This window comes from Pseudomonas sp. GW821-FHT03C07 (assembly GCF_059420925.1).
This window is the reverse complement of record NZ_JBWKUQ010000010.1, coordinates 69,859-87,866: the sequence shown is the minus strand read 5'-3', so window position 1 is coordinate 87,866 and position 18,008 is coordinate 69,859. Positions and strand designations below refer to the sequence as shown.

14 protein-coding genes and 1 tRNA gene are annotated in these 18,008 nt (G+C 62.0%); 9 read left to right on the top strand and 6 right to left on the bottom strand.

Going from position 1 to position 18,008, the window contains the following annotated elements:
* Positions 1-102: 102 nt before the first annotated feature.
* Positions 103-2,118 (bottom strand): excinuclease ABC subunit UvrB, encoded by a 2,016-nt coding sequence (gene uvrB / locus AC07VG_RS19740; protein ID WP_495002650.1) that lies wholly within the window; start codon positions 2,116-2,118, stop codon positions 103-105.
* A 325-nt stretch (positions 2,119-2,443) separates the two neighbouring features.
* On the opposite strand from uvrB, the gene AC07VG_RS19735 reads away from it, so the two are divergent.
* Together AC07VG_RS19735 and AC07VG_RS19730 are read left to right on the top strand one after the other, a co-directional pair.
* Positions 2,444-3,640: an amino acid aminotransferase gene (locus AC07VG_RS19735; protein WP_495021724.1), complete on the top strand. Its 1,197-nt coding sequence runs from the start codon at positions 2,444-2,446 to the stop codon at positions 3,638-3,640.
* A gap of 468 nt (positions 3,641-4,108) precedes the next feature.
* Positions 4,109-5,437 (top strand): OprD family porin, encoded by a 1,329-nt coding sequence (locus AC07VG_RS19730; protein ID WP_495021723.1) that lies wholly within the window; start codon positions 4,109-4,111, stop codon positions 5,435-5,437.
* Here the strand turns inward: AC07VG_RS19730 and AC07VG_RS19725 are convergent, their stop codons facing one another.
* From AC07VG_RS19725 to AC07VG_RS19710, 4 genes are read right to left on the bottom strand one after another with little or no spacing between them, the layout of a single operon-like run.
* Positions 5,438-6,253, bottom strand: coding sequence for a GGDEF domain-containing protein (locus AC07VG_RS19725; RefSeq protein ID WP_495002647.1), 816 nt, complete (start codon positions 6,251-6,253; stop codon positions 5,438-5,440).
* 22 nt (positions 6,254-6,275) lie between these two features.
* Positions 6,276-6,665 (bottom strand): DUF1987 domain-containing protein, encoded by a 390-nt coding sequence (locus AC07VG_RS19720; protein WP_495002646.1) that lies wholly within the window; start codon positions 6,663-6,665, stop codon positions 6,276-6,278.
* Positions 6,666-6,684: 19 nt separating this feature from the next.
* Complete coding sequence (locus tag AC07VG_RS19715) at positions 6,685-7,254, bottom strand: SiaB family protein kinase (protein WP_495002645.1); 570 nt, start codon at positions 7,252-7,254, stop codon at positions 6,685-6,687.
* Positions 7,247-8,470: a SpoIIE family protein phosphatase gene (locus tag AC07VG_RS19710; protein ID WP_495002733.1), complete on the bottom strand. Its 1,224-nt coding sequence runs from the start codon at positions 8,468-8,470 to the stop codon at positions 7,247-7,249. Before AC07VG_RS19710 ends, AC07VG_RS19715 begins: the two co-directional genes overlap by 8 nt.
* Positions 8,471-8,718: 248 nt before the next feature.
* Here AC07VG_RS19710 and AC07VG_RS19705 point away from each other — a divergent pair.
* Positions 8,719-8,794, top strand: a tRNA-Asn gene (locus AC07VG_RS19705).
* A 104-nt stretch (positions 8,795-8,898) separates the two neighbouring features.
* On the opposite strand, the gene AC07VG_RS19700 is transcribed toward AC07VG_RS19705, so the two are convergent.
* Positions 8,899-10,290, bottom strand: a complete 1,392-nt coding sequence (locus tag AC07VG_RS19700) for an aldehyde dehydrogenase family protein (protein WP_495002644.1) — start codon at positions 10,288-10,290, stop codon at positions 8,899-8,901.
* A gap of 100 nt (positions 10,291-10,390) precedes the next feature.
* Here AC07VG_RS19700 and ptrR point away from each other — a divergent pair, with 100 nt between their 5' ends.
* The 6 genes from ptrR to AC07VG_RS19670 all read left to right on the top strand — a co-directional run bounded on the left by ptrR (position 10,391) and on the right by AC07VG_RS19670 (position 17,964).
* Positions 10,391-11,269, top strand: a complete 879-nt coding sequence (gene ptrR / locus AC07VG_RS19695; protein WP_495002643.1) for a putrescine utilization regulator PtrR — start codon at positions 10,391-10,393, stop codon at positions 11,267-11,269.
* Positions 11,270-11,387: 118 nt separating this feature from the next.
* Complete coding sequence (locus AC07VG_RS19690) at positions 11,388-11,810, top strand: hypothetical protein (RefSeq protein ID WP_495021722.1); 423 nt, start codon at positions 11,388-11,390, stop codon at positions 11,808-11,810.
* A 100-nt stretch (positions 11,811-11,910) separates the two neighbouring features.
* Positions 11,911-12,252, top strand: a complete 342-nt coding sequence (locus AC07VG_RS19685; RefSeq protein ID WP_495002641.1) for a hypothetical protein — start codon at positions 11,911-11,913, stop codon at positions 12,250-12,252.
* Between the two features lie 101 nt (positions 12,253-12,353).
* Positions 12,354-13,619: a TolC family protein gene (locus tag AC07VG_RS19680; protein WP_495021721.1), complete on the top strand. Its 1,266-nt coding sequence runs from the start codon at positions 12,354-12,356 to the stop codon at positions 13,617-13,619.
* A complete protein-coding gene (locus AC07VG_RS19675; protein ID WP_495021720.1) occupies positions 13,616-14,848 on the top strand; it encodes an efflux RND transporter periplasmic adaptor subunit in 1,233 nt (410 codons plus the stop codon). Before AC07VG_RS19680 ends, AC07VG_RS19675 begins: the two co-directional genes overlap by 4 nt.
* Positions 14,845-17,964, top strand: a complete 3,120-nt coding sequence (locus tag AC07VG_RS19670) for an efflux RND transporter permease subunit (RefSeq protein WP_495021719.1) — start codon at positions 14,845-14,847, stop codon at positions 17,962-17,964. The genes AC07VG_RS19675 and AC07VG_RS19670 overlap by 4 nt, the downstream gene beginning before the upstream one ends.
* Positions 17,965-18,008: the final 44 nt, after the last annotated feature.

Genomic DNA, 18,008 nt, shown 5'->3' with positions numbered 1-18,008 from the left:
TCCCCCTTGTAGGAGCGAGCTTGCTCGCGATGGTAGCCCAGGCACCACGGGGTATCAGGTACCCCGCATTATCGTTGACGATTATCGCGAGCAAGCTCGCTCCTACACGGTCAACAAACGCTCGCGCAGCTTGGTGACCTCGTCGCGCATCTGCGCCGCCGCCTCGAACTCCAGGTCGCGGGCCAACTGGTACATCTTCTCTTCCAACTGGCGGATACGCTTGCTGATCTCGCTCGGCGAACGCAGTTCGTTTTCGTAGCGGGCGTTTTCCTCGGCGGCCTTGGCCATGCCCTTGCGTTTCTTGCTGCGCGAACCGGGCACGGTGGCGCCTTCCATGATATCGGCGACATCCTTGAACACGCCCTTGGGCGTGATGCCGTTGGCCAGGTTGTGGGCGATCTGCTTGTCGCGCCGCCGCTCAGTCTCGCCGATCGCCCGCTCCATGGAGCCGGTGATGCGGTCCGCATAGAGGATCGCCCGGCCGTTGAGGTTACGCGCCGCCCGCCCGATGGTCTGGATCAGCGAGCGCTCGGAGCGCAGGAAACCTTCCTTGTCCGCATCGAGGATCGCCACCAGCGACACCTCGGGCATGTCCAGGCCCTCGCGCAGCAGGTTGATCCCCACCAGCACATCGAAGGTGCCCAGACGCAGGTCACGAATGATTTCCACACGCTCCACGGTGTCGATGTCCGAGTGCAGGTAACGCACCCGCACGCCGTGGTCGGCAAGGTAGTCGGTGAGGTCTTCGGCCATGCGCTTGGTCAGGGTGGTGACCAGCACGCGCTCTTCCACGGCCACGCGCTTGCTGATTTCCGAGAGCAGGTCGTCGACCTGGGTCAGCGCCGGACGGATCTCCACCTGCGGGTCCACCAGGCCGGTGGGGCGAACCACCTGCTCGATGACCCGGCCGGCGTGTTCGGCTTCGTAGTTGCCGGGGGTGGCGGAGACGAAAATGGTCTGCGGGCTCACCGCTTCCCATTCGTCGAAGCGCATTGGCCGGTTGTCCAGCGCCGAGGGCAGGCGGAAGCCATATTCCACCAGGGTTTCCTTGCGCGAACGGTCGCCCTTGTACATGGCGCCGACTTGCGGAACGCTGACGTGGGACTCGTCGATCACCAGCAGTGAGTCCGCCGGCAGGTAGTCGTAGAGGGTCGGCGGCGCCTCTCCGGAGGCGCGGCCGGAGAGGTAGCGCGAGTAGTTTTCGATGCCGTTGCAGTAGCCCAGTTCGAGGATCATTTCCAGGTCGAAGCGGGTACGCTGCTCCAGGCGCTGGGCTTCCACCAGCTTGTTGTTGTCGCGCAGGTAGTCCAGGCGCTCCTTGAGTTCCTCCTTGATCCCGTCGATGGCGCCGAGCAGGGTTTCCCGCGGCGTCACGTAGTGGCTTTTCGGGTAGAAGGTGAAGCGCGGCAGCTTGCGGATCACTTCGCCGGTCAGCGGGTCGAAGGCCGAAAGGCTTTCCACTTCGTCGTCGAACAGCTCGATGCGGATCGCCTCCAGGTCGGATTCGGCCGGGTAGACGTCGATCACGTCGCCGCGCACACGGAAGGTGGCGCGGGCGAAGTCCATGTCGTTGCGGGTGTACTGCAGGTCGGCCAGGCGGCGCAGCAGGGCGCGCTGGTCGAGTTTGTCGCCACGGTCCACGTGCAGGACCATCTTCAAGTAGGTTTCCGGGCTGCCCAGGCCATAGATGCAGGACACCGTGGTGACGATGATGGCGTCCTTGCGCTCCAGCAGCGCTTTGGTCGCCGACAGGCGCATCTGTTCGATATGGTCGTTGATCGACGCATCCTTCTCGATAAAGGTATCGGAGGAGGGCACGTAGGCTTCCGGTTGGTAGTAGTCGTAGTAGGAAACGAAATACTCCACGGCGTTGTTCGGGAAAAACGCCTTGAACTCGCCGTACAACTGCGCGGCCAGGGTCTTGTTCGGCGCCAGCACCAGGGTCGGGCGCTGCACCTGGGCGATCACGTTGGCGATGCTGAAGGTCTTGCCCGAGCCAGTCACCCCGAGCAGGGTCTGGTGCGCCAGGCCGGCTTCGATGCCCTCAACCATCTGACGGATGGCTTCGGGCTGGTCGCCGGCGGGCTGGAAGCGGGTGACGAGCTGGAATTCGGACATAACCTACCTCTGGGTTCATTCCCGCCTGACAGGCACGGCGAAAACGAGAAAAGACCTCTTACGACCGATGTCGTAGGGAAAAAACATGATAATGCTGGATATGGTGCCCGGGATGACAGCTTTCAAGGCAAACGTCACGCGGACGGCTTGTTGCAATTGGACGGGCGTCCCGTAAATAAATCAAAAAACTTGTCACATTCCGACAATAGTTGGTCGCCCTGACCGGTGATGGCCTCTATACTAGCTCCCCGTTTGTGCACCGCTCTAGTGCAATCGGCCGGAGCGTTGTCACCCCCTCCACCCCCCATTCAGAGCCGCCGCAATAATGAGCCTGTTCTCCGCTGTCGAAATGGCACCACGCGATCCTATCCTGGGCCTCAACGAAGCATTCAATGCCGATACCCGTACCGACAAGGTCAATCTGGGGGTCGGCGTTTACTGTGACGAAAGTGGGAAAATTCCACTGTTGCGGGCCGTTGTCGAAGCCGAAACCCAGCGCGCGGCTCAGCATGCCTCTCGTGGCTACTTGCCGATCGACGGTATTGCCGCCTACGACAAGGCCGTGCAAACCCTGTTGTTCGGTCAGGATTCGCCGCTGATCGCCGCCGGTCGTGTGCTCACCACCCAAGCAGTGGGCGGTACCGGTGCGCTGAAAATCGGTGCCGACTTCCTCAAGCAACTGCTGCCGAACGCCACCGTGGCCATCAGCGACCCGAGCTGGGAAAATCACCGCGCGCTGTTCGAAGCCGCCGGTTTCCCGGTGCAGAACTATCGCTACTACGATGCCGCAAGCAACGGTGTGAACCGTGCCGGCCTGCTGGAAGACCTCAACGCGCTGCCAGCCAAGTCCATTGTCGTGCTGCACGCCTGCTGCCACAACCCGACCGGTGTCGACCTGACCCCGGCCGACTGGCAGGACGTGCTGAACCTGGTCAAGTCCAAGGACCTGGTACCGTTCCTCGATATGGCGTACCAGGGCTTTGGCGATGGCATCGATGAAGACGCCGCCGCCGTGCGTCTGTTCGCCGAATCGGGCCTGACCTTCTTCGTCTCCAGCTCGTTCTCCAAATCGTTCTCGCTGTATGGCGAGCGTGTCGGTGCACTGTCGATCGTCAGCGAATCGAAAGAAGAGAGCGCCCGCGTCCTGTCCCAGGTCAAGCGGGTGATCCGCACCAACTACTCCAACCCGCCGACCCATGGTGCAACCATCGTTGCGAGCGTATTGAACAGCCCTGAGCTGCGCGCTCAGTGGGAAGCGGAACTGGCCGAAATGCGCCTGCGCATTCGCGGCATGCGCATGCAGATGGTCGAGCTGCTGGCCCAGCACGGTGCCAAGCGTGACTTCAGCTTCGTCGGTCGCCAGCGTGGGATGTTTTCCTACTCCGGCCTGACCGTCGAGCAAGTGGCCCGCCTGAAAAACGAGTTCGGTATCTATGCCCTGGATACCGGTCGTATCTGCGTGGCGTCGTTGAACCAGGGCAATATCGAAGCGGTGGTGAAGGCGATTGTTCAGGTGATCTGATTCCGCCGGTAGTGCCTTGGCCCCCTGAAAAAGGCCTGCAGCGATGCAGGTCTTTTTTTCGTCCGGAGAAACATGAACTGCAACTTAAAACTCGGTGAAGAAATCTTCACCGCTACTTAAATCAGTGTTCATGAAGGCGGCGGGGAAAAAATTATATACAGAAGGTGGCAATCACAATAACAAAAGAGGCCATGGGTTGAGGGTTCAAAACGCGTTGGATCTGATGGGCAAAACCATGAGGAACAACCTGGAAAGCCTTGTTTAAAGGGCTGTGGGGTGCCATCGGCACACCCGGGAATCGTCAATGTTGCACCCGCCACCTCCTTCGCTGATACGAAGATTGTCCTTGCCTTCGGGCACTTTCTGCCCTTTACCGCTTTACGTTTCCAGCCCTTCGCGCGGAGGACGGCGTGTACCGGTCGTTCGCACTAACAAGAGGCTGAAACATTATTAACCAGGGGAATTACAATGATGTCGACCAAACTCAACTTTCTGACGCTGGCGGTCTCGCTGGGCATGGCCCAGGCGGCCATGGCGACCACCGTGACGGATCAAGACGAGACCAAGGGCTTCGTCGAGGACAGCAGCCTCAACCTGCATTTGAAGAACCAGTATTTCGACCGTGACGTGAAAAATGGTCCGGCGGACAAGAAGGACTGGACCCAGGGCATCTTCGGCAACTACAGCTCCGGTTTCACCCAGGGCACCGTCGGTTTCGGCGTGGATGCCTTCGGTTACTGGGGGATCAAGCTCGATGGCGGCGCTGGCACGGCCGGTACCGGTAACCTGCCGGTGGGCCGCAACGGCGAGCCCGAGGACGATTACGCCAAGGCCGGCGGCGCGGTGAAGGTGCGGATTTCCAAGACCGAATTGCTCTATGGCGATATGCAGCCCACTGCACCGGTCTTCGCCGCTGGCGGTACCCGCCTGATTCCGCAAACCGCCACCGGCTTCAACCTGTTGAGCAGCGAGATCAAGGACCTGGACCTGGAAGCCGGGCATTTCACCAGCGGTACCGGGGTAGTCTCCACCAGCAACGATCATTCGCTGTATGCCACCTACGCCAACGTGACCGCCAGCGCCGTCAACTACCTCGGCGGCAAGTACAAGGTCAACGACAACCTGAATTTCACCCTCTACGGTTCCGAGTTCGAAGACGTCTGGCGCCAGTACTACACCAATGGCAACTACACGCTGGGTATCTCGCCAGGTCAGTCGCTGAACTTCGACTTCAACCTGTACAAGACCAATGACGAAGGCGCCGCCAAGGCTGGCCCAATCAACAACACCGCGTTCTCCTTCGCCACGGCCTACACCTTCCTGACCGCGCACACCGTGACCCTGGCGTTCCAGAAGATCCACGGCGACACGCCGTTCGACTATGTCGGCTTCGGCACCAACGGCCCGGGCGACGGTGGCGACTCGATCATGCTGGCCAACTCCGTGCAGTACTCGGACTTCAACGGTCCGGGCGAGAAATCCTGGCAGGCGCGTTATGATCTGAACATGTTGACCTATGGGGTGCCGGGCCTGAGCTTCATGACCCGCTATATCTACGGTGACGATATCAATGGCACCAAGATGGCCGCGGACAGTGCCTACAATCAGCTGCACTACGGTGCCAATGGCACCCACCACGAGACCGATTTCGAAGCCAAGTACGTGGTACAAGGCGGCCCGGCCAAGGATCTGTCGCTGCGCCTGCGCCAGTCGTTCCACCGTGCCAATGCCGATCAGCCTGAAGGCGACAACAATGAGCTGCGCCTGATCGCCGATTACCCTATCTCGATCTTCTGATCACAGGGTGGGAAGAGGAGGGCCCAGGCGCTCTTCTTCCGCTGACTCCAGCGGACAGACGTCAGCTTCTGTCCGCGCGGCCTCCACCCGATTCCTGCCCGAACGTTTGGCCTGGTACAAGGCGGCATCCGCCAAGCCATAGGCGGTGTCGAAACTGGTGCCCATGGGGCTGGCACTGACCCCGAAACTCGCGGTGATCTGCCGGTTTACCGGCTGCCCGAAGACATGCGCGGCAATGCAATCACGCAGGGTCTCGGCAAGACTGAGGCCTTCCTCCAGCGTACCGGCGGGAATCAGCACGGTAAATTCTTCCCCACCCACGCGGCCGATAAATCCCGCATTGCCCACGGCCCGGCGCAAGCAGTTGACGATGCCTTGAATCACCGCGTCGCCCGCGGGATGGCCGAATTCGTCGTTGATCTGCTTGAAGTGGTCGATGTCCAGCACCACCATCACCGCCCCGGTTTTGCGCAGCGCTTGCACGGTCAGGTCAATCACCGCGCCACGGTTCAGCACATCGGTCAGCGCATCGTGGGTGGCCCGGTATTCGAGCTGGCGGGCCAACGTTTGCAACTGGGAATTGAGCGTATTCATTTCGCGCTCGGCACGGTCGCTGCGGCGTATCAGCCGGCGCGTCTCGCGCATGAGCCGCTCGAAGTGCACGGTCAGCTCGCCGAGGGCTTGCTGGTACACCGGGGCGTCAGCTTCAGTCAGGGCCAGAATCGAACGGGCGTGTTCAAGGGCGTCGGTTTCGCTTCTGAACAGGTCGTGTGCTGCATCATCCTGTGCACCGGCGGAAGTGACTGAAGCGGTCATGCTCATCATCCTTCTCCAAGAATCATTGGAGAGTCGTTGCGTGGTCGTTGAAGATGATGGCGGTAAAGTCGGCCTTCAGCTCTTCACCGAATTCGAAGATCGTTTCATCTTCTTCGTCGTGGTACCAGTTCACCTGCATCTCGTTACCCGATTGAACGGCCTTGTCCAGCGCATCGAAAATGCTGAACAGCATCTTGGTGCTGGAGCTGTTGAAGTAAGCCAGCGCAATGTGGGTGGTGATGATGGTGTCCTCGCGGGTGGCGAGGTAGGTGCGCAGTTGCTGGAGGACAGGCGCATAGAAGGCGGCGGCATTTTCCGGGTAGGACTCGCCTTTTATCGTCAGCAGATTCTGATCGAAACGAAAGTCGACTTCCGGTGATGTGGCGGTTGCTTCGATGTAGAAATTATCCATGGCGATTGCGTCACTCTACTTAGATAGTGGCTTTAAGGCAGAACAGCGTGGTTCCCGGCTCGTCCGCTCTTGGGTAGAAATCGAATTCCAACGGGGCGCAGGCATCGCGCGCCATTGTCAGGAAACCCAGGCCGGCCCCCTTGCTGTCCACCGGGGTTTCCGCGCGCAAGGTCACTTTGTAAGCTTGCTTGATCTCTTCAAGCGACATGTTGCGCAGGGGTTCGAGCTTTTCCCGCAGGCGGTCGACGTCGCTGGTGGCGATCGGGTTGGCACAGAGCATCAGGTGACGATCACCCTCGGCGCTGATACACACCGCGCCCTGGCGCAACGACGACTCTTCGCACGGCTCGGTGGGCAACGAGTCGGAGGAATAGTGGATGATGTTTTGCGACAGTTCGACGAAGGAGGAAAACAGCTTGCGTCGCGTCGGCCCGTTCACCCCGGAGATTTCCAATTGCAGCCTGACGACCTCGGCCATGGCGGTAATGATGGTGTGCGAGAAATAACCCATGTGATAGAAAATCACATTGCGCTGCTGGGCCAGGTCGAAGAAGTGGCAATCGGGGTGAGCGGTATTCGAGTTAATCATGAGTGTTTCCAAGACGCGCGCAGAAGAGGGTGAGGTCGTCACGCCGGGTTTGCTCTCCTTGCCAATTGGCCAGCGTGCGTTGCAAGGCTTCGCAGATGACGGTCGCTGGCTGATTGCGGTGTTCCAGTATCGTGTCGAAGGCCTTGCTCTTGCCGAAGGCAATGTTGCGCGGGCCGCCAATCTGGTCGGTCAAGCCGTCGGTGGCAATGAACACCAGGCTGGCCGGTACTATCGTCACGTGGCTCATCGGCCATTGGTAGTCAATGTCGCTGTCCACGTAGCCAACGCCGACCCGCTGGCCGGCGAGGGTTTCCAGCTGTTGGGCATCCGGCGGCAAGAGGTAGAGCGACATGCGCGCGCCGGCAAAACTCAGGGTCTGGCTGGCGCTGTCGAACCAGAAAAACGCCGCATCCAGGCCATCGTCGGACTCGGGGGTTTCATCGACGCCCTGGACCTGTCCCAGCAGTTCCTTGACGCTTTTATTCACCGCCGATAACAGCGCGCCGGGATCCCGTGGCCCGAGCTGGACCAGCGCCTGGGTCAGTGAGGAGGAGGCGATCAGGGTCATGAAGGCGCCGGGAACGCCGTGACCGGTACAGTCGGCAATTGCTCCGAACCAGCCATCGGGGTAGGCGCAGAAATGGTAGAAGTCGCCGCCGACCACATCCCGTGGTTCCCACAACAGGACGGCATCGTCCAGGGTCGACTTCAGGGCGTCCCGCGAGGCGCGCAGCATGGCGCGCTGGATAACGCTCGCGTACTCGATGCTCTGCATGATCTGGCGATTTTTCTCGGCCTGCATGGCCGCGACCACTTCCATCAGTTGCAGGCCACTGCCCAGGCCGGCGAATTGGCCGTTGCGGGTGATGATAAAACCGTCCGCCAGGGTCTTTTCGCCAAACTCCACCGTCTTGAACGTCAACTCTTCAATGCTCATCCCGGCATCGACGATCAACGGTTCCTTGTCCATGAAGGCAATGCAGCTTTTCTTGTCGTACAGTTCGCGGTGAAACGGTTTGCTCATCATTGACAGGAAGATATTGCGGTTGATCAGGCCGATGGGGCGCTCGTCTTCCAGCACCGCCAGGCACACGACCTCCTTGTGCGAGGTGAAGGTTTCCATCACCAGGGCATTGGTGCTGTCGGAATCAATCACCGGCACTTCAATGCACAAGTCACCGGCGCAGCGATGATCTCTAGGCCGCTGTGGACGCATAAAGGGGAAGTTTTCTGCGCGCATGCTGAGGTCGCCGAGCGAGGTGAAGGCACAATGCTATCCCTGCAATATGAAGCTTATATGACGGTCTCCCTGCGGGTCGTCGGCCCGGGCCCGTGGCGCGCTGGCCAGCCGTGCACGGCAGGTCATAGATCACCGGGTGGATGAACTCGCGGCAGATCCAGCTGGCCGCTCATCGCCAGGGTAGGGGTTGACTTCTCTTTTTATATCAGTAACATACGCGGCATTCCGCAATAGCTCAGTTGGTAGAGCAAGTGACTGTTAATCACTGGGTCCCTGGTTCGAGTCCAGGTTGTGGAGCCAGATAGAAGAAAAGCCTGCAGCGATGCAGGCTTTTTTTTTGCGCTTTTTTCAGTCCTGCCGCCGGCAGGCCCCGGGGGCTATAGGCTCCCGGGCCGGGCGATCCCTCAGCGGCGATCCAGCCACACGGTCTGGGCATTGCAGAATTCGCGTACGCCGAAGTGCGACAGTTCGCGACCAAAACCGCTTTTCTTCACGCCACCGAAGCTGACCCGTGGGTCGCTGGCGCTATAGCCGTTGATAAACACACCGCCGGTTTCCAGTTCGTCGGCGAACTTGCCGGCCAGCTCCAGATCCGCCGTGTAAACGGTTGCCGTGAGCCCGAACTCGCTGTCATTGGCCAGCGCCAGGGCATGGGCGGCATCCCGCGCGGTGATGATGGACGCCACCGGGCCGAACAGTTCCTGTTTGAACGAGGTCATCTGGTCGGTGACATTCGCCAATACCGTGGGTTCGTAGAAGTTGCCAGGCCCCTCGGCTTTTTTGCCGCCGAGCAACAATGTCGCGCCTTGCTCCAGGGTGTCCCGAACCTGCTGATCCAGCTCGTCACGCAGATCGAAGCGGGCCATGGGACCGATATAGGTGCCGGTGGCCAGCGGGTCGCCGATGACCAGGCGGCGGGTGGCCTCGACAAACTTGTCGGTGAAGGCTTCTACGACACCTTGCTCGACAATCAGGCGCTTGGCGGCCGCGCAGACTTGCCCGGTGTTCTGGTAGCGGCCGATCACGGCGGCCTTGACCGCTTCCTCGAGGTCGGCGTCATTGAGCACGATAAAGGGGTCTGAACCGCCCAGCTCCAACACGCACTTCTTCAAGGCCGCGCCGGCCTGCGCGCCGATGGCCATGCCGGCGCGTACGCTGCCGGTGAGGGTGACCGCGGCGATGCGCGGGTCGGCAATGGCCCGGGAGACGCCGTCCGGGGTGACATTGATGACTTCGAAGATACCTTCGGCAAAGCCGGCGCGCTTGAAGGCGTCCCGCAGCAGGTAGGCGCTGCCCATGACGTTGGGCGCGTGCTTGAGCACGAAGGTGTTACCGGCCAGCAGCGTCGGCACCGCGCCGCGCAGCACTTGCCAGATCGGAAAGTTCCACGGCATCACGGCGAGAATCGGACCCAGTGGGCGATACTCGATGCGCGCCTTGCCGCCTTCCACCTGGGTCGGCTCGGCGCTGAGCATGGCGGGGCCGTGTTCGGCGTACCACAGGCAGAGTTGCGCACACTTCTCAATTTCGCCGCGGGCCTGGGTCACGGGCTTGCCCATCTCCCGGGTGATCATCTCGGCCATTGCGCTGGCGTTGTCGCGCAGGGCCTGAGCCAGGGCGACCAGCGACTGCGAGCGTTGTTCCAGCGCGGTACGCCGCCAGAGCGAGAACCCGGTCGCGGCACGGGACAGGGCGGCATCCAGGGCCGAATCGGATTCGAAAGGGTAGTGGCCGATCTGTTCGCCGTTGGCGGGGTTGATCGAAAGAGCATGGGTGCGGCTGGAGATCGAAGACATGACACCGTCCTGCTGGGTGGGTATGGCCTCAGATTACGGTGGCGCTAGTTTTCTGGAAACTGAATAATAATGAGCATATCGTTCACGATTGGAGAATGACATGGATCTGGTCCAGTTGGAGATTTTCAAAGCCGTTGCCGAGCACGGCAGCATCAGTGCGGCCGCCCAGCAGATCCATCGGGTGCCGTCGAACCTGACCACGCGGATCAAGCAGTTGGAGCAGGATCTGGGGGTGGATCTGTTTATTCGCGAGAAGAGTCGTCTGCGGCTGTCACCGGCGGGCTGGAGTTTTCTCGACTATGCCCGGCGTATTCTCGACCTGGTCGGTGAGGCGCGGGCCACCGTGGCCGGTGAAGAACCGCAAGGCGCCTTTGCCTTGGGCTCGCTGGAGAGCACGGCGGCGGTGCGTATTCCGCAACTGCTGGCGGCCTATAACCAGCGCTATGCCAAGGTCGATCTGGATCTCTCCACCGGCCCGTCCGGGACCATGATCGATGGGGTCTTGTCCGGGCGCCTGGCCGCTGCCTTTGTCGACGGGCCGCTGCTGCATCCGGCGCTGGAAGGGGTACCGGCGTTCGAGGAAGAGATGGTGCTGATCGCGCCGCTGCAGCACGCGCCTATCCGGCGCGCGCAAGAGGTCAATGGCGAGAGCATTTATGCTTTTCGTGCCAACTGTTCCTATCGGCATCACTTCGAGAGCTGGTTTGGCAAGGACGGCGCGGTACCCGGCAAGATCCATGAGATGGAGTCCTACCATGGCATGCTCGCCTGTGTGAGTGCCGGGGCCGGCCTGGCGCTGATGCCCCGCAGCATGCTCGAGAGCATGCCCGGCTGCAGCACCGTGAGCGTCTGGCCGTTGGCCGAGTCCATGCGCTATCTGCGAACCTGGCTGGTGTGGCGCCGGGGTACAGTGTCGCAAAGCCTGAGCATGTTCGTGCGCCTGCTCGAGGAACAGGGCGTGGTCCGCGAAGAGCGCTGAGGCGCCTGAGGAACCGGTCCGACGCGGCTTTGACATCAGGCAGTCAAGGGATTAACTTCGCGACTTTTTACCCGTCGCTCCAAAGGGGCACGGGCAGTTATGGTTAAGGAAGGGCACGATGATGGAAATGGCACAGCAGGACGATTTGTTTCAGGTCGACAAGCGACTCTCCCTCAAGCCCGTGACGGACTTCAATGCTTTCCTGCTCCAGGCATTTGCCGATGGACCGTGCCAATGCGTGCGCTGCGTGGAAGCGGCGGGCGTCGAAACCGGTTATGCCTTCCAACACAGCTTCGAGCTGGGCAAGGTGGTCAACCGCCAGTTCGCCAGGACCACCCCCAGCGAGGTACTCCTGGCACTGAAGAAAGCCTGGTTGTCGTTCTTCAAGAGTGAACTGGAGACTCCCGGTGCGCTGGACAAGTCTCGCGTGCATGAGTTCGTCAAGCCTGAGCTGCACGTTCGGTTGCGTCCGCTGCTGCTGGCCTGCGGCCTGATCGTGGAACAGGAGGGTGGTTGGGTGTTGCAGGCGGTTTCGGAATAACCCGTGGGCAGGCACCACGGCCACGAACGTTAATGTCTACTTAACCTGTCGCGGTTTAAGTAGCCTATCCTTTACCGCAACCCCTTCATTGGCGTCCTCGATGTTCAGGTTTCAGCTGATCTTGACCCTGGTGCTCAGCCTGATGCTGCCGATCTTCGGCAGCGTGGCCGTGGCCGCGTCTTTTGCTGAACCTTGTCCGATGCCGTCGATGAACCACGCCGGATCGAAAATGACCGGCGCGCCCTGCTGCAATGATAGGGAACATGGTGCCGCCTCCAAGTCGCCCTGCAAGTCCGGTGAGGAGTGCAAGATCGGTGGACTGCTCCAGGTCCTGACGATTGGAACCTTCAGCCCGGTTCCACCGCTCCCGCTTACCCTGCAACCGCCCGCCGTGCTCCAGTCCGAGCCTGCCGATTTGTGGCGCCCTCCGCGTTACGTCTGATGCCTTGATCCGAATCCCCACACGCCCCCACAAAACGGCGTAGGGGCCATCGCGACCGCTATTTGCAGCGGGCGCGTCGATCCTGCATTGGAGACGAAAGCATGTTCGCTTTCCTTCCTTCACACCGCGTCTTGGCCGGTGTGATCGCTGTTGTCCTGGGCGCCAGCCCGCTGGTGGCCGTCAGGGCCGAGCCGCTGAGCTTCGAGCGGGCCCAGCACCTGGCTGAAAACACCGCCCCCGAAAACCTCGCGCGCCTGGCGCAGGTCGAGTCGGCGCAGTCCTCGGTCGGTCCCGCCGATGCGTTGCCCGATCCCAAGCTGATGTTGGGGATCCAGGATCTGCCGATCCAGGGTTCCGGGCGCTATTCGTTCAACGGCGACTCGATGACCGAGCGCCAGATCGGCCTGCGCCAGGAGGTGCCCAACCGCGACAAGCGCCTGGCCCGCAAGCAACTGGCGCTGGCGAGCGTGGACGTCGCCGAAGCCGAGCGCCGGGCTTCGCTGCTGGAGGTCAAGCGGCAAACCGCGTTGGCCTGGCTGAACGTCTATTACGCCGAACTCAGCGTGAAAAGCTTCGATCAACTGGATCATCAGGTCGCGCTGTTGCGCAGCACCACACCCTCGCGTATCGCCGCCGGCACCGCGCAGGCGGGCGATCTGCTCCAGGCTGATCAGGAGGCGCTGGCGCTGGCCGACCGACGTGACGAACTGCTACAGAACATCGCGATGGCCCGGGCCAAGCTGCGGCGCTGGATCGGCGCCGATGCCGATCAACCGCTGGCCGACGGACCACCGAGCTGGGGCCCGATCCTGCCGCATACCCAGCACACCCTGGGGCGCCATCCGGATCTGCAAGCGGCCACGGCCCGGGTCAGCGAAGCCAATGCCGAGCTGGCCGATGCCATCGCGCAGAAGAAGCCCGACTGGGGCGTCGAGCTGGTCTACGGGCACCGTGACCGGCAGTTCGGCGGCGATATGGCGTCGCTGCAATTCACCTTCGATCTGCCGCTGTTCAGCGGTTCCCGCCAAGGGCCGCGGATCAATGCGCGGCAGCATGAGGTCGAACAGCGGGAGGCCGAACAGGAAGTCATGTTGCGTGAGCACAAGGCCGAGCTGGAAAGCGGGCTGGCCGAACTCGAGCGCTTGAATAAGGCTCTGGAACGTTCGCAACAGTCAGCAATTCCCCTGGCCGAGCGCCGCGCCGAGCTTTCGCTGGCGTCGTACAGGGCTGGTAAGAGCCCGTTGAATGAAGTGATCGGCGCCCGTCGTGATCTGATCGAGGCACAGCTGCGCAGCGTCAATCAACAGAGTCAATTCAGCCAACTGTCCGCCAGCCTGTATTACGCCTATGTCGAGGGCCTCAAATGAAGACGCGCACTTACTCCCTGTTGACCCTCGCGCTGGCGGGACTCGGTGTTGCCGGGGGCTACTGGCTTGGCCACGGTGGGAGCGCGATGTCCGCTGCGGCCGATGGCGCGAAGCAAGAGCGCCCGGCCCTGTACTGGTTCGACCCGATGTATCCGACCCAGCACTTCAATGCACCGGGCAAGTCGCCGTTCATGGACATGCAACTGGTGCCCAAGTATGTCGATGGCGCCGAGGACACCTCGTCCGTCAGCGTCTCGCCGCAACTGGCCCAAAACCTTGGTATGCGCACCGCCGTGGTGGTGCGTGAACGCCTGCCCGGTGGGCTCGATGCCGTCGGTTCGCTGGGTTACAACCAGCGCGATATCGCCAACCTGCAAGCCCGTGCGGCGGGCTTTGTAGAGCGCGTCTACGACCGTGCTCCCGGCGATGTGCTGCCGGCCGGCGCGCCGCTGGTGGATCTGTTGATACCCGAGTGGTCGGCCGCGCAACTGGAATTTGTCGCGGTCCTTGCCAGCGGCGACGGCCGCTTGATTCAGGCCTCGCGCCAGCGCCTGCAATTGCTCGGCATGCCCGAGTCGGTGATCGCCGAGGTGGCTAAGACCCGCAAGGTTCGCCCGGTATTGACCCTGTCCACGCCGATGGCCGGTGAACTGCAAAGCCTGGAGGTGCGCGCGGGAATGAGTGTGTCCGCGGGGATGAGCCTGGCGCGGATCAACGGCCTGGGTAGCGTCTGGCTCGACACCGCGATCCCCGAGGCGCAGGCCATCTCGGTCGAGGTGGGCGCCGCGGTGTCCGTGGCCTTGTCCGCTTATCCCGGACAAACGCTGGCGGGGAGGGTGGTGGCGGTATTACCCAGTGTCGATCCGCAGAACCGTACCCTGACGGTGCGCAGCCAGTTGCCCAACCCGGACGGCAAGCTGCGGCCGGGCATGTTCGCCAGCGTGCGCCTCGCCGAGCCCGATTCGACCCCGAGCCTGCTGGTGCCCAGCGAAGCGGTGATCCGTACCGGCAAACGCACCCTGGTGATGCTGGCGCAGGTCGAGGGCCGTTATCAACCGAAAGAGATTCGTATCGGGCGCGAGTCGGACGGGCGTATCGAAGTGCTTGATGGCTTGAGCGAAGGCCAGAAGGTGGTGACCTCCGGGCAGTTCCTGCTCGACTCGGAAGCCAGCCTGCAAGGCATCGCCCCCACCGATGAGCCGATGGACTCGATGGAGGGGATGAAATGATCAAGCGTCTGATCCACTGGTCCATCGGCAATCGGTTCCTGATCCTGCTGGCGACCCTGTTTATCGTTGCCTGGGGCATCTGGTCGGTACGCAATACACCGCTCGATGCACTGCCGGACCTGTCCGACACCCAGGTGATCGTGCGCACCAGCTTTCCCGGGCAGGCGCCGCAGATCGTTGAAAACCAGATCACCTATCCGCTGGCCAGTACCTTGCTGTCGGTCCCCGGGGCGAAGACCGTGCGCGGCTACTCGTTCTTCGGTGACTCTTTTGTCTATGTGATTTTCGAGGACGGCACCGACCTCTACTGGGCCCGTTCGCGGGTCTTGGAATACCTCAACCAGGCCCAGGGCCGCTTGCCCCAGGGCGTCACCAGCACTCTGGGTCCGGATGCCACCGGCGTGGGCTGGATCTATCAGTACGCCCTGGTGGATCGCAGCGGTCAGCATGACCTGGCACAGTTGCGCGGAATCCAGGACTGGTTCCTCAAGTACGAGCTCAAGACCGTGCCCAATGTCGCCGAAGTCGCCACCATCGGTGGCATGGTCAAGGAGTATCAGGTCCTGCTCGATCCGCAGAAGATGGTGGCCTACGGCATCACCCAGCGGCAGGTGAACGAGGCACTGAAGAGCGCCAACCAGGAGGCCGGCGGTTCGGTGCTGGAACTGGCCGAGCGCGAATACATGGTGCGGGCTTCGGGCTATCTGAAGAGCCTGGAGGACTTTCGCAATATCCCGTTGAAAACCTCGGCGCAAGGCGTGCCGGTGTTGCTCGGGCAGGTGGCGACGATCCAGATCGGCCCCGAGATGCGTCGTGGCATTGCCGAGTTGGACGGTGAAGGTGAAGCCGTCGGCGGCGTGGTGATCCTGCGCTCGGGCAAGAACGCCGACGAAACCCTGCAGGCGGTAAAAGCGCGCCTCGACAGCTTGCGCGGCAGCCTGCCGCCCGGGGTCGAGCTGGTCACCACCTACGACCGTTCGCAACTGATCGACCGGGCGGTGCACAACCTGAGCTTCAAACTGCTGGAAGAGTTCGGCGTGGTGGCGCTGGTGTGCCTGTTGTTCCTCTGGCACTGGCGCTCTTCGCTGGTGGCGATCATCACCCTGCCGCTGGGGGTGTTGATGGCTTTTATCGTGATGCGCATCGAGGGGGTCAACGCCAACATCATGTCCCTGGGCGGTATCGCCATTGCCATCGGCGCGATGGTCGATGCGGCGGTGGTGATGATCGAGAACGCGCATAAACATATCGAGGTCTGGCAACTGCGTCATCCTGGCCAGAAGCTGCAAGGCGAAGCCCATTGGCGGGTGATCGGCGAGGCGGCGGCGGAGGTCGGGCCGGCGCTGTTCTTCAGTCTGTTGATCATCACTTTGTCGTTCCTCCCGGTGTTTACCCTGGAGGCCCAGGAGGGGCGGCTGTTCGGTCCGCTGGCGTTTACCAAGTCCTATTCGATGGCGGCGGCGGCGGGGTTGTCGGTGACCCTGGTGCCGGTGCTGATGGGCTACTGGATTCGCGGTCATATTCCCGGCGAGCAGGAGAACCCGCTCAATCGCTGGCTGATCGCGGCCTATCGTCCGCTGCTGGAGGCGGTGCTGAAATGGCCGAAACTGACCCTGACCCTGGCACTGCTGATCTTCCTTTCCAGCCTCTGGCCCTTGAGCCAACTGGGCGGGGAATTCATGCCGGCGCTGGATGAGGGCGATCTGCTGTATATGCCTTCGGCGCTGCCGGGGTTGCCGGCGAGCAAGGCCAGCGAGCTGTTGCAGCAGACCAACCGGATGATCCGTACAGTGCCGGAAGTCGAGCATGTTTTCGGTAAGTCCGGGCGGGCGGAAAGCGCTACCGATCCGGCGCCGCTGGAGATGTTCGAAACCACTATAAAGTTCAAGCCCCGTGAGCAATGGCGCGCCGGTATGACCCCGGAGAAACTGATCGAGGCGCTGGACCAGGCGGTCAAGGTGCCGGGCTTGTCGAACCTCTGGGTGCCGCCAATCCGCAACCGCATCGATATGCTTGCCACGGGTATCAAGAGCCCGATCGGGGTCAAGGTAGCCGGCACGTCTCTGGCGGATATCGATGAGGTCGCCCATCAGGTCGAAGTCGTTGCCAAGCAGGTCCCAGGCGTTAGCTCGGCCCTGGCGGAACGCTTGACCGGGGGCAGCTACCTCGATATCCGGATCAATCGATTGGCGGCGGCTCGCTATGGGCTGAGCATTGCCGATGTGCAAGCGGTGGTGTCCGGTGCCGTGGGCGGCAGCACGGTGGGGGAGACAGTCGAGGGTGTGGCCCGTTACCCGATCAATCTGCGTTATCCACGGGAGTGGCGCGACAGTCCGCAGGCCTTGCAGCAATTGCCGATGCTCACCGCCAGCGGGCAGCAGATCACCCTCGGGGCGGTGGCGGATATCGGCGTGAGCGCGGGGCCGCCGATGCTGCGTAGCGAGAACGGTCGGCTGTCCGGTTGGGTCTATGTGGATGTCCGTGGCCGTGACCTGGCCTCGACCGCCCGCGACCTGCAGCAACAAGTGGCGCAACAGGTGAAGCTCAAGGCCGGGATGACCGTCTCCTATTCCGGGCAGTACGAGTTCCTGGAGCGGGCCAATGCCCGCCTGAAGTGGGTGGTACCGGCCACCTTGCTGATCATTTTCGTGCTGCTCTACCTGACCTTCGGGCGTTTCAGCGAAGCGGGCCTGATCATGCTGACCTTGCCGTTCGCGCTGTCCGGAGGTGTCTGGTTGCTCTACCTGCTGGGCTTCAACCTGTCGGTGGCCACGGGGGTGGGCTTTATCGCCCTGGCCGGGGTCTCGGCGGAGTTCGGCGTGATCATGCTGCTCTATCTGAAGAACGCCTGGACGGCGCGCCAGGATGCCGGGCGAGAGGAGGACGGCGATTTACTCGAGGCGATCGGCGAGGGCGCGGTGTTGCGAGTGCGGCCCAAGGTGATGACGGTGGCGGTGATCATTGCCGGCCTGCTGCCGATTCTCTGGGGCAGCGGCACCGGGTCGGAGGTGATGAAGCGGATTGCCGCACCGATGGTCGGCGGCATGATCACCGCGCCGTTGTTGTCGATGCTGGTGTTGCCGGCGGCGTATTGGTTGATGAAACGTCGGCGTTAGGACGATAGACCGTGTCATCGTTCTTTGCGGCGATCCGACAAGCT

Bases quoted from the DNA above. Each gene is read 5' to 3' on its own strand.
- AC07VG_RS19700 (WP_495002644.1), bottom strand. From the start codon at position 10,290: ATGTCTTCGATCTCCAGCCGCACCCATGCTCTTTCGATCAACCCCGCC.
- AC07VG_RS19690 (WP_495021722.1), top strand. From the start codon at position 11,388: ATGATGGAAATGGCACAGCAGGACGATTTGTTTCAGGTCGACAAGCGA.
- AC07VG_RS19715 (WP_495002645.1), bottom strand. From the start codon at position 7,254: ATGATTAACTCGAATACCGCTCACCCCGATTGCCACTTCTTCGACCTG.
- AC07VG_RS19675 (WP_495021720.1), top strand. From the start codon at position 13,616: ATGAAGACGCGCACTTACTCCCTGTTGACCCTCGCGCTGGCGGGACTC.
- AC07VG_RS19725 (WP_495002647.1), bottom strand. From the start codon at position 6,253: ATGACCGCTTCAGTCACTTCCGCCGGTGCACAGGATGATGCAGCACAC.
- uvrB (WP_495002650.1), bottom strand. From the start codon at position 2,118: ATGTCCGAATTCCAGCTCGTCACCCGCTTCCAGCCCGCCGGCGACCAG.
- AC07VG_RS19710 (WP_495002733.1), bottom strand. From the start codon at position 8,470: ATGCGTCCACAGCGGCCTAGAGATCATCGCTGCGCCGGTGACTTGTGC.
- ptrR (WP_495002643.1), top strand. From the start codon at position 10,391: ATGGATCTGGTCCAGTTGGAGATTTTCAAAGCCGTTGCCGAGCACGGC.
- AC07VG_RS19680 (WP_495021721.1), top strand. From the start codon at position 12,354: ATGTTCGCTTTCCTTCCTTCACACCGCGTCTTGGCCGGTGTGATCGCT.
- AC07VG_RS19670 (WP_495021719.1), top strand. From the start codon at position 14,845: ATGATCAAGCGTCTGATCCACTGGTCCATCGGCAATCGGTTCCTGATC.
- AC07VG_RS19720 (WP_495002646.1), bottom strand. From the start codon at position 6,665: ATGGATAATTTCTACATCGAAGCAACCGCCACATCACCGGAAGTCGAC.
- AC07VG_RS19685 (WP_495002641.1), top strand. From the start codon at position 11,911: ATGTTCAGGTTTCAGCTGATCTTGACCCTGGTGCTCAGCCTGATGCTG.
- AC07VG_RS19730 (WP_495021723.1), top strand. From the start codon at position 4,109: ATGATGTCGACCAAACTCAACTTTCTGACGCTGGCGGTCTCGCTGGGC.
- AC07VG_RS19735 (WP_495021724.1), top strand. From the start codon at position 2,444: ATGAGCCTGTTCTCCGCTGTCGAAATGGCACCACGCGATCCTATCCTG.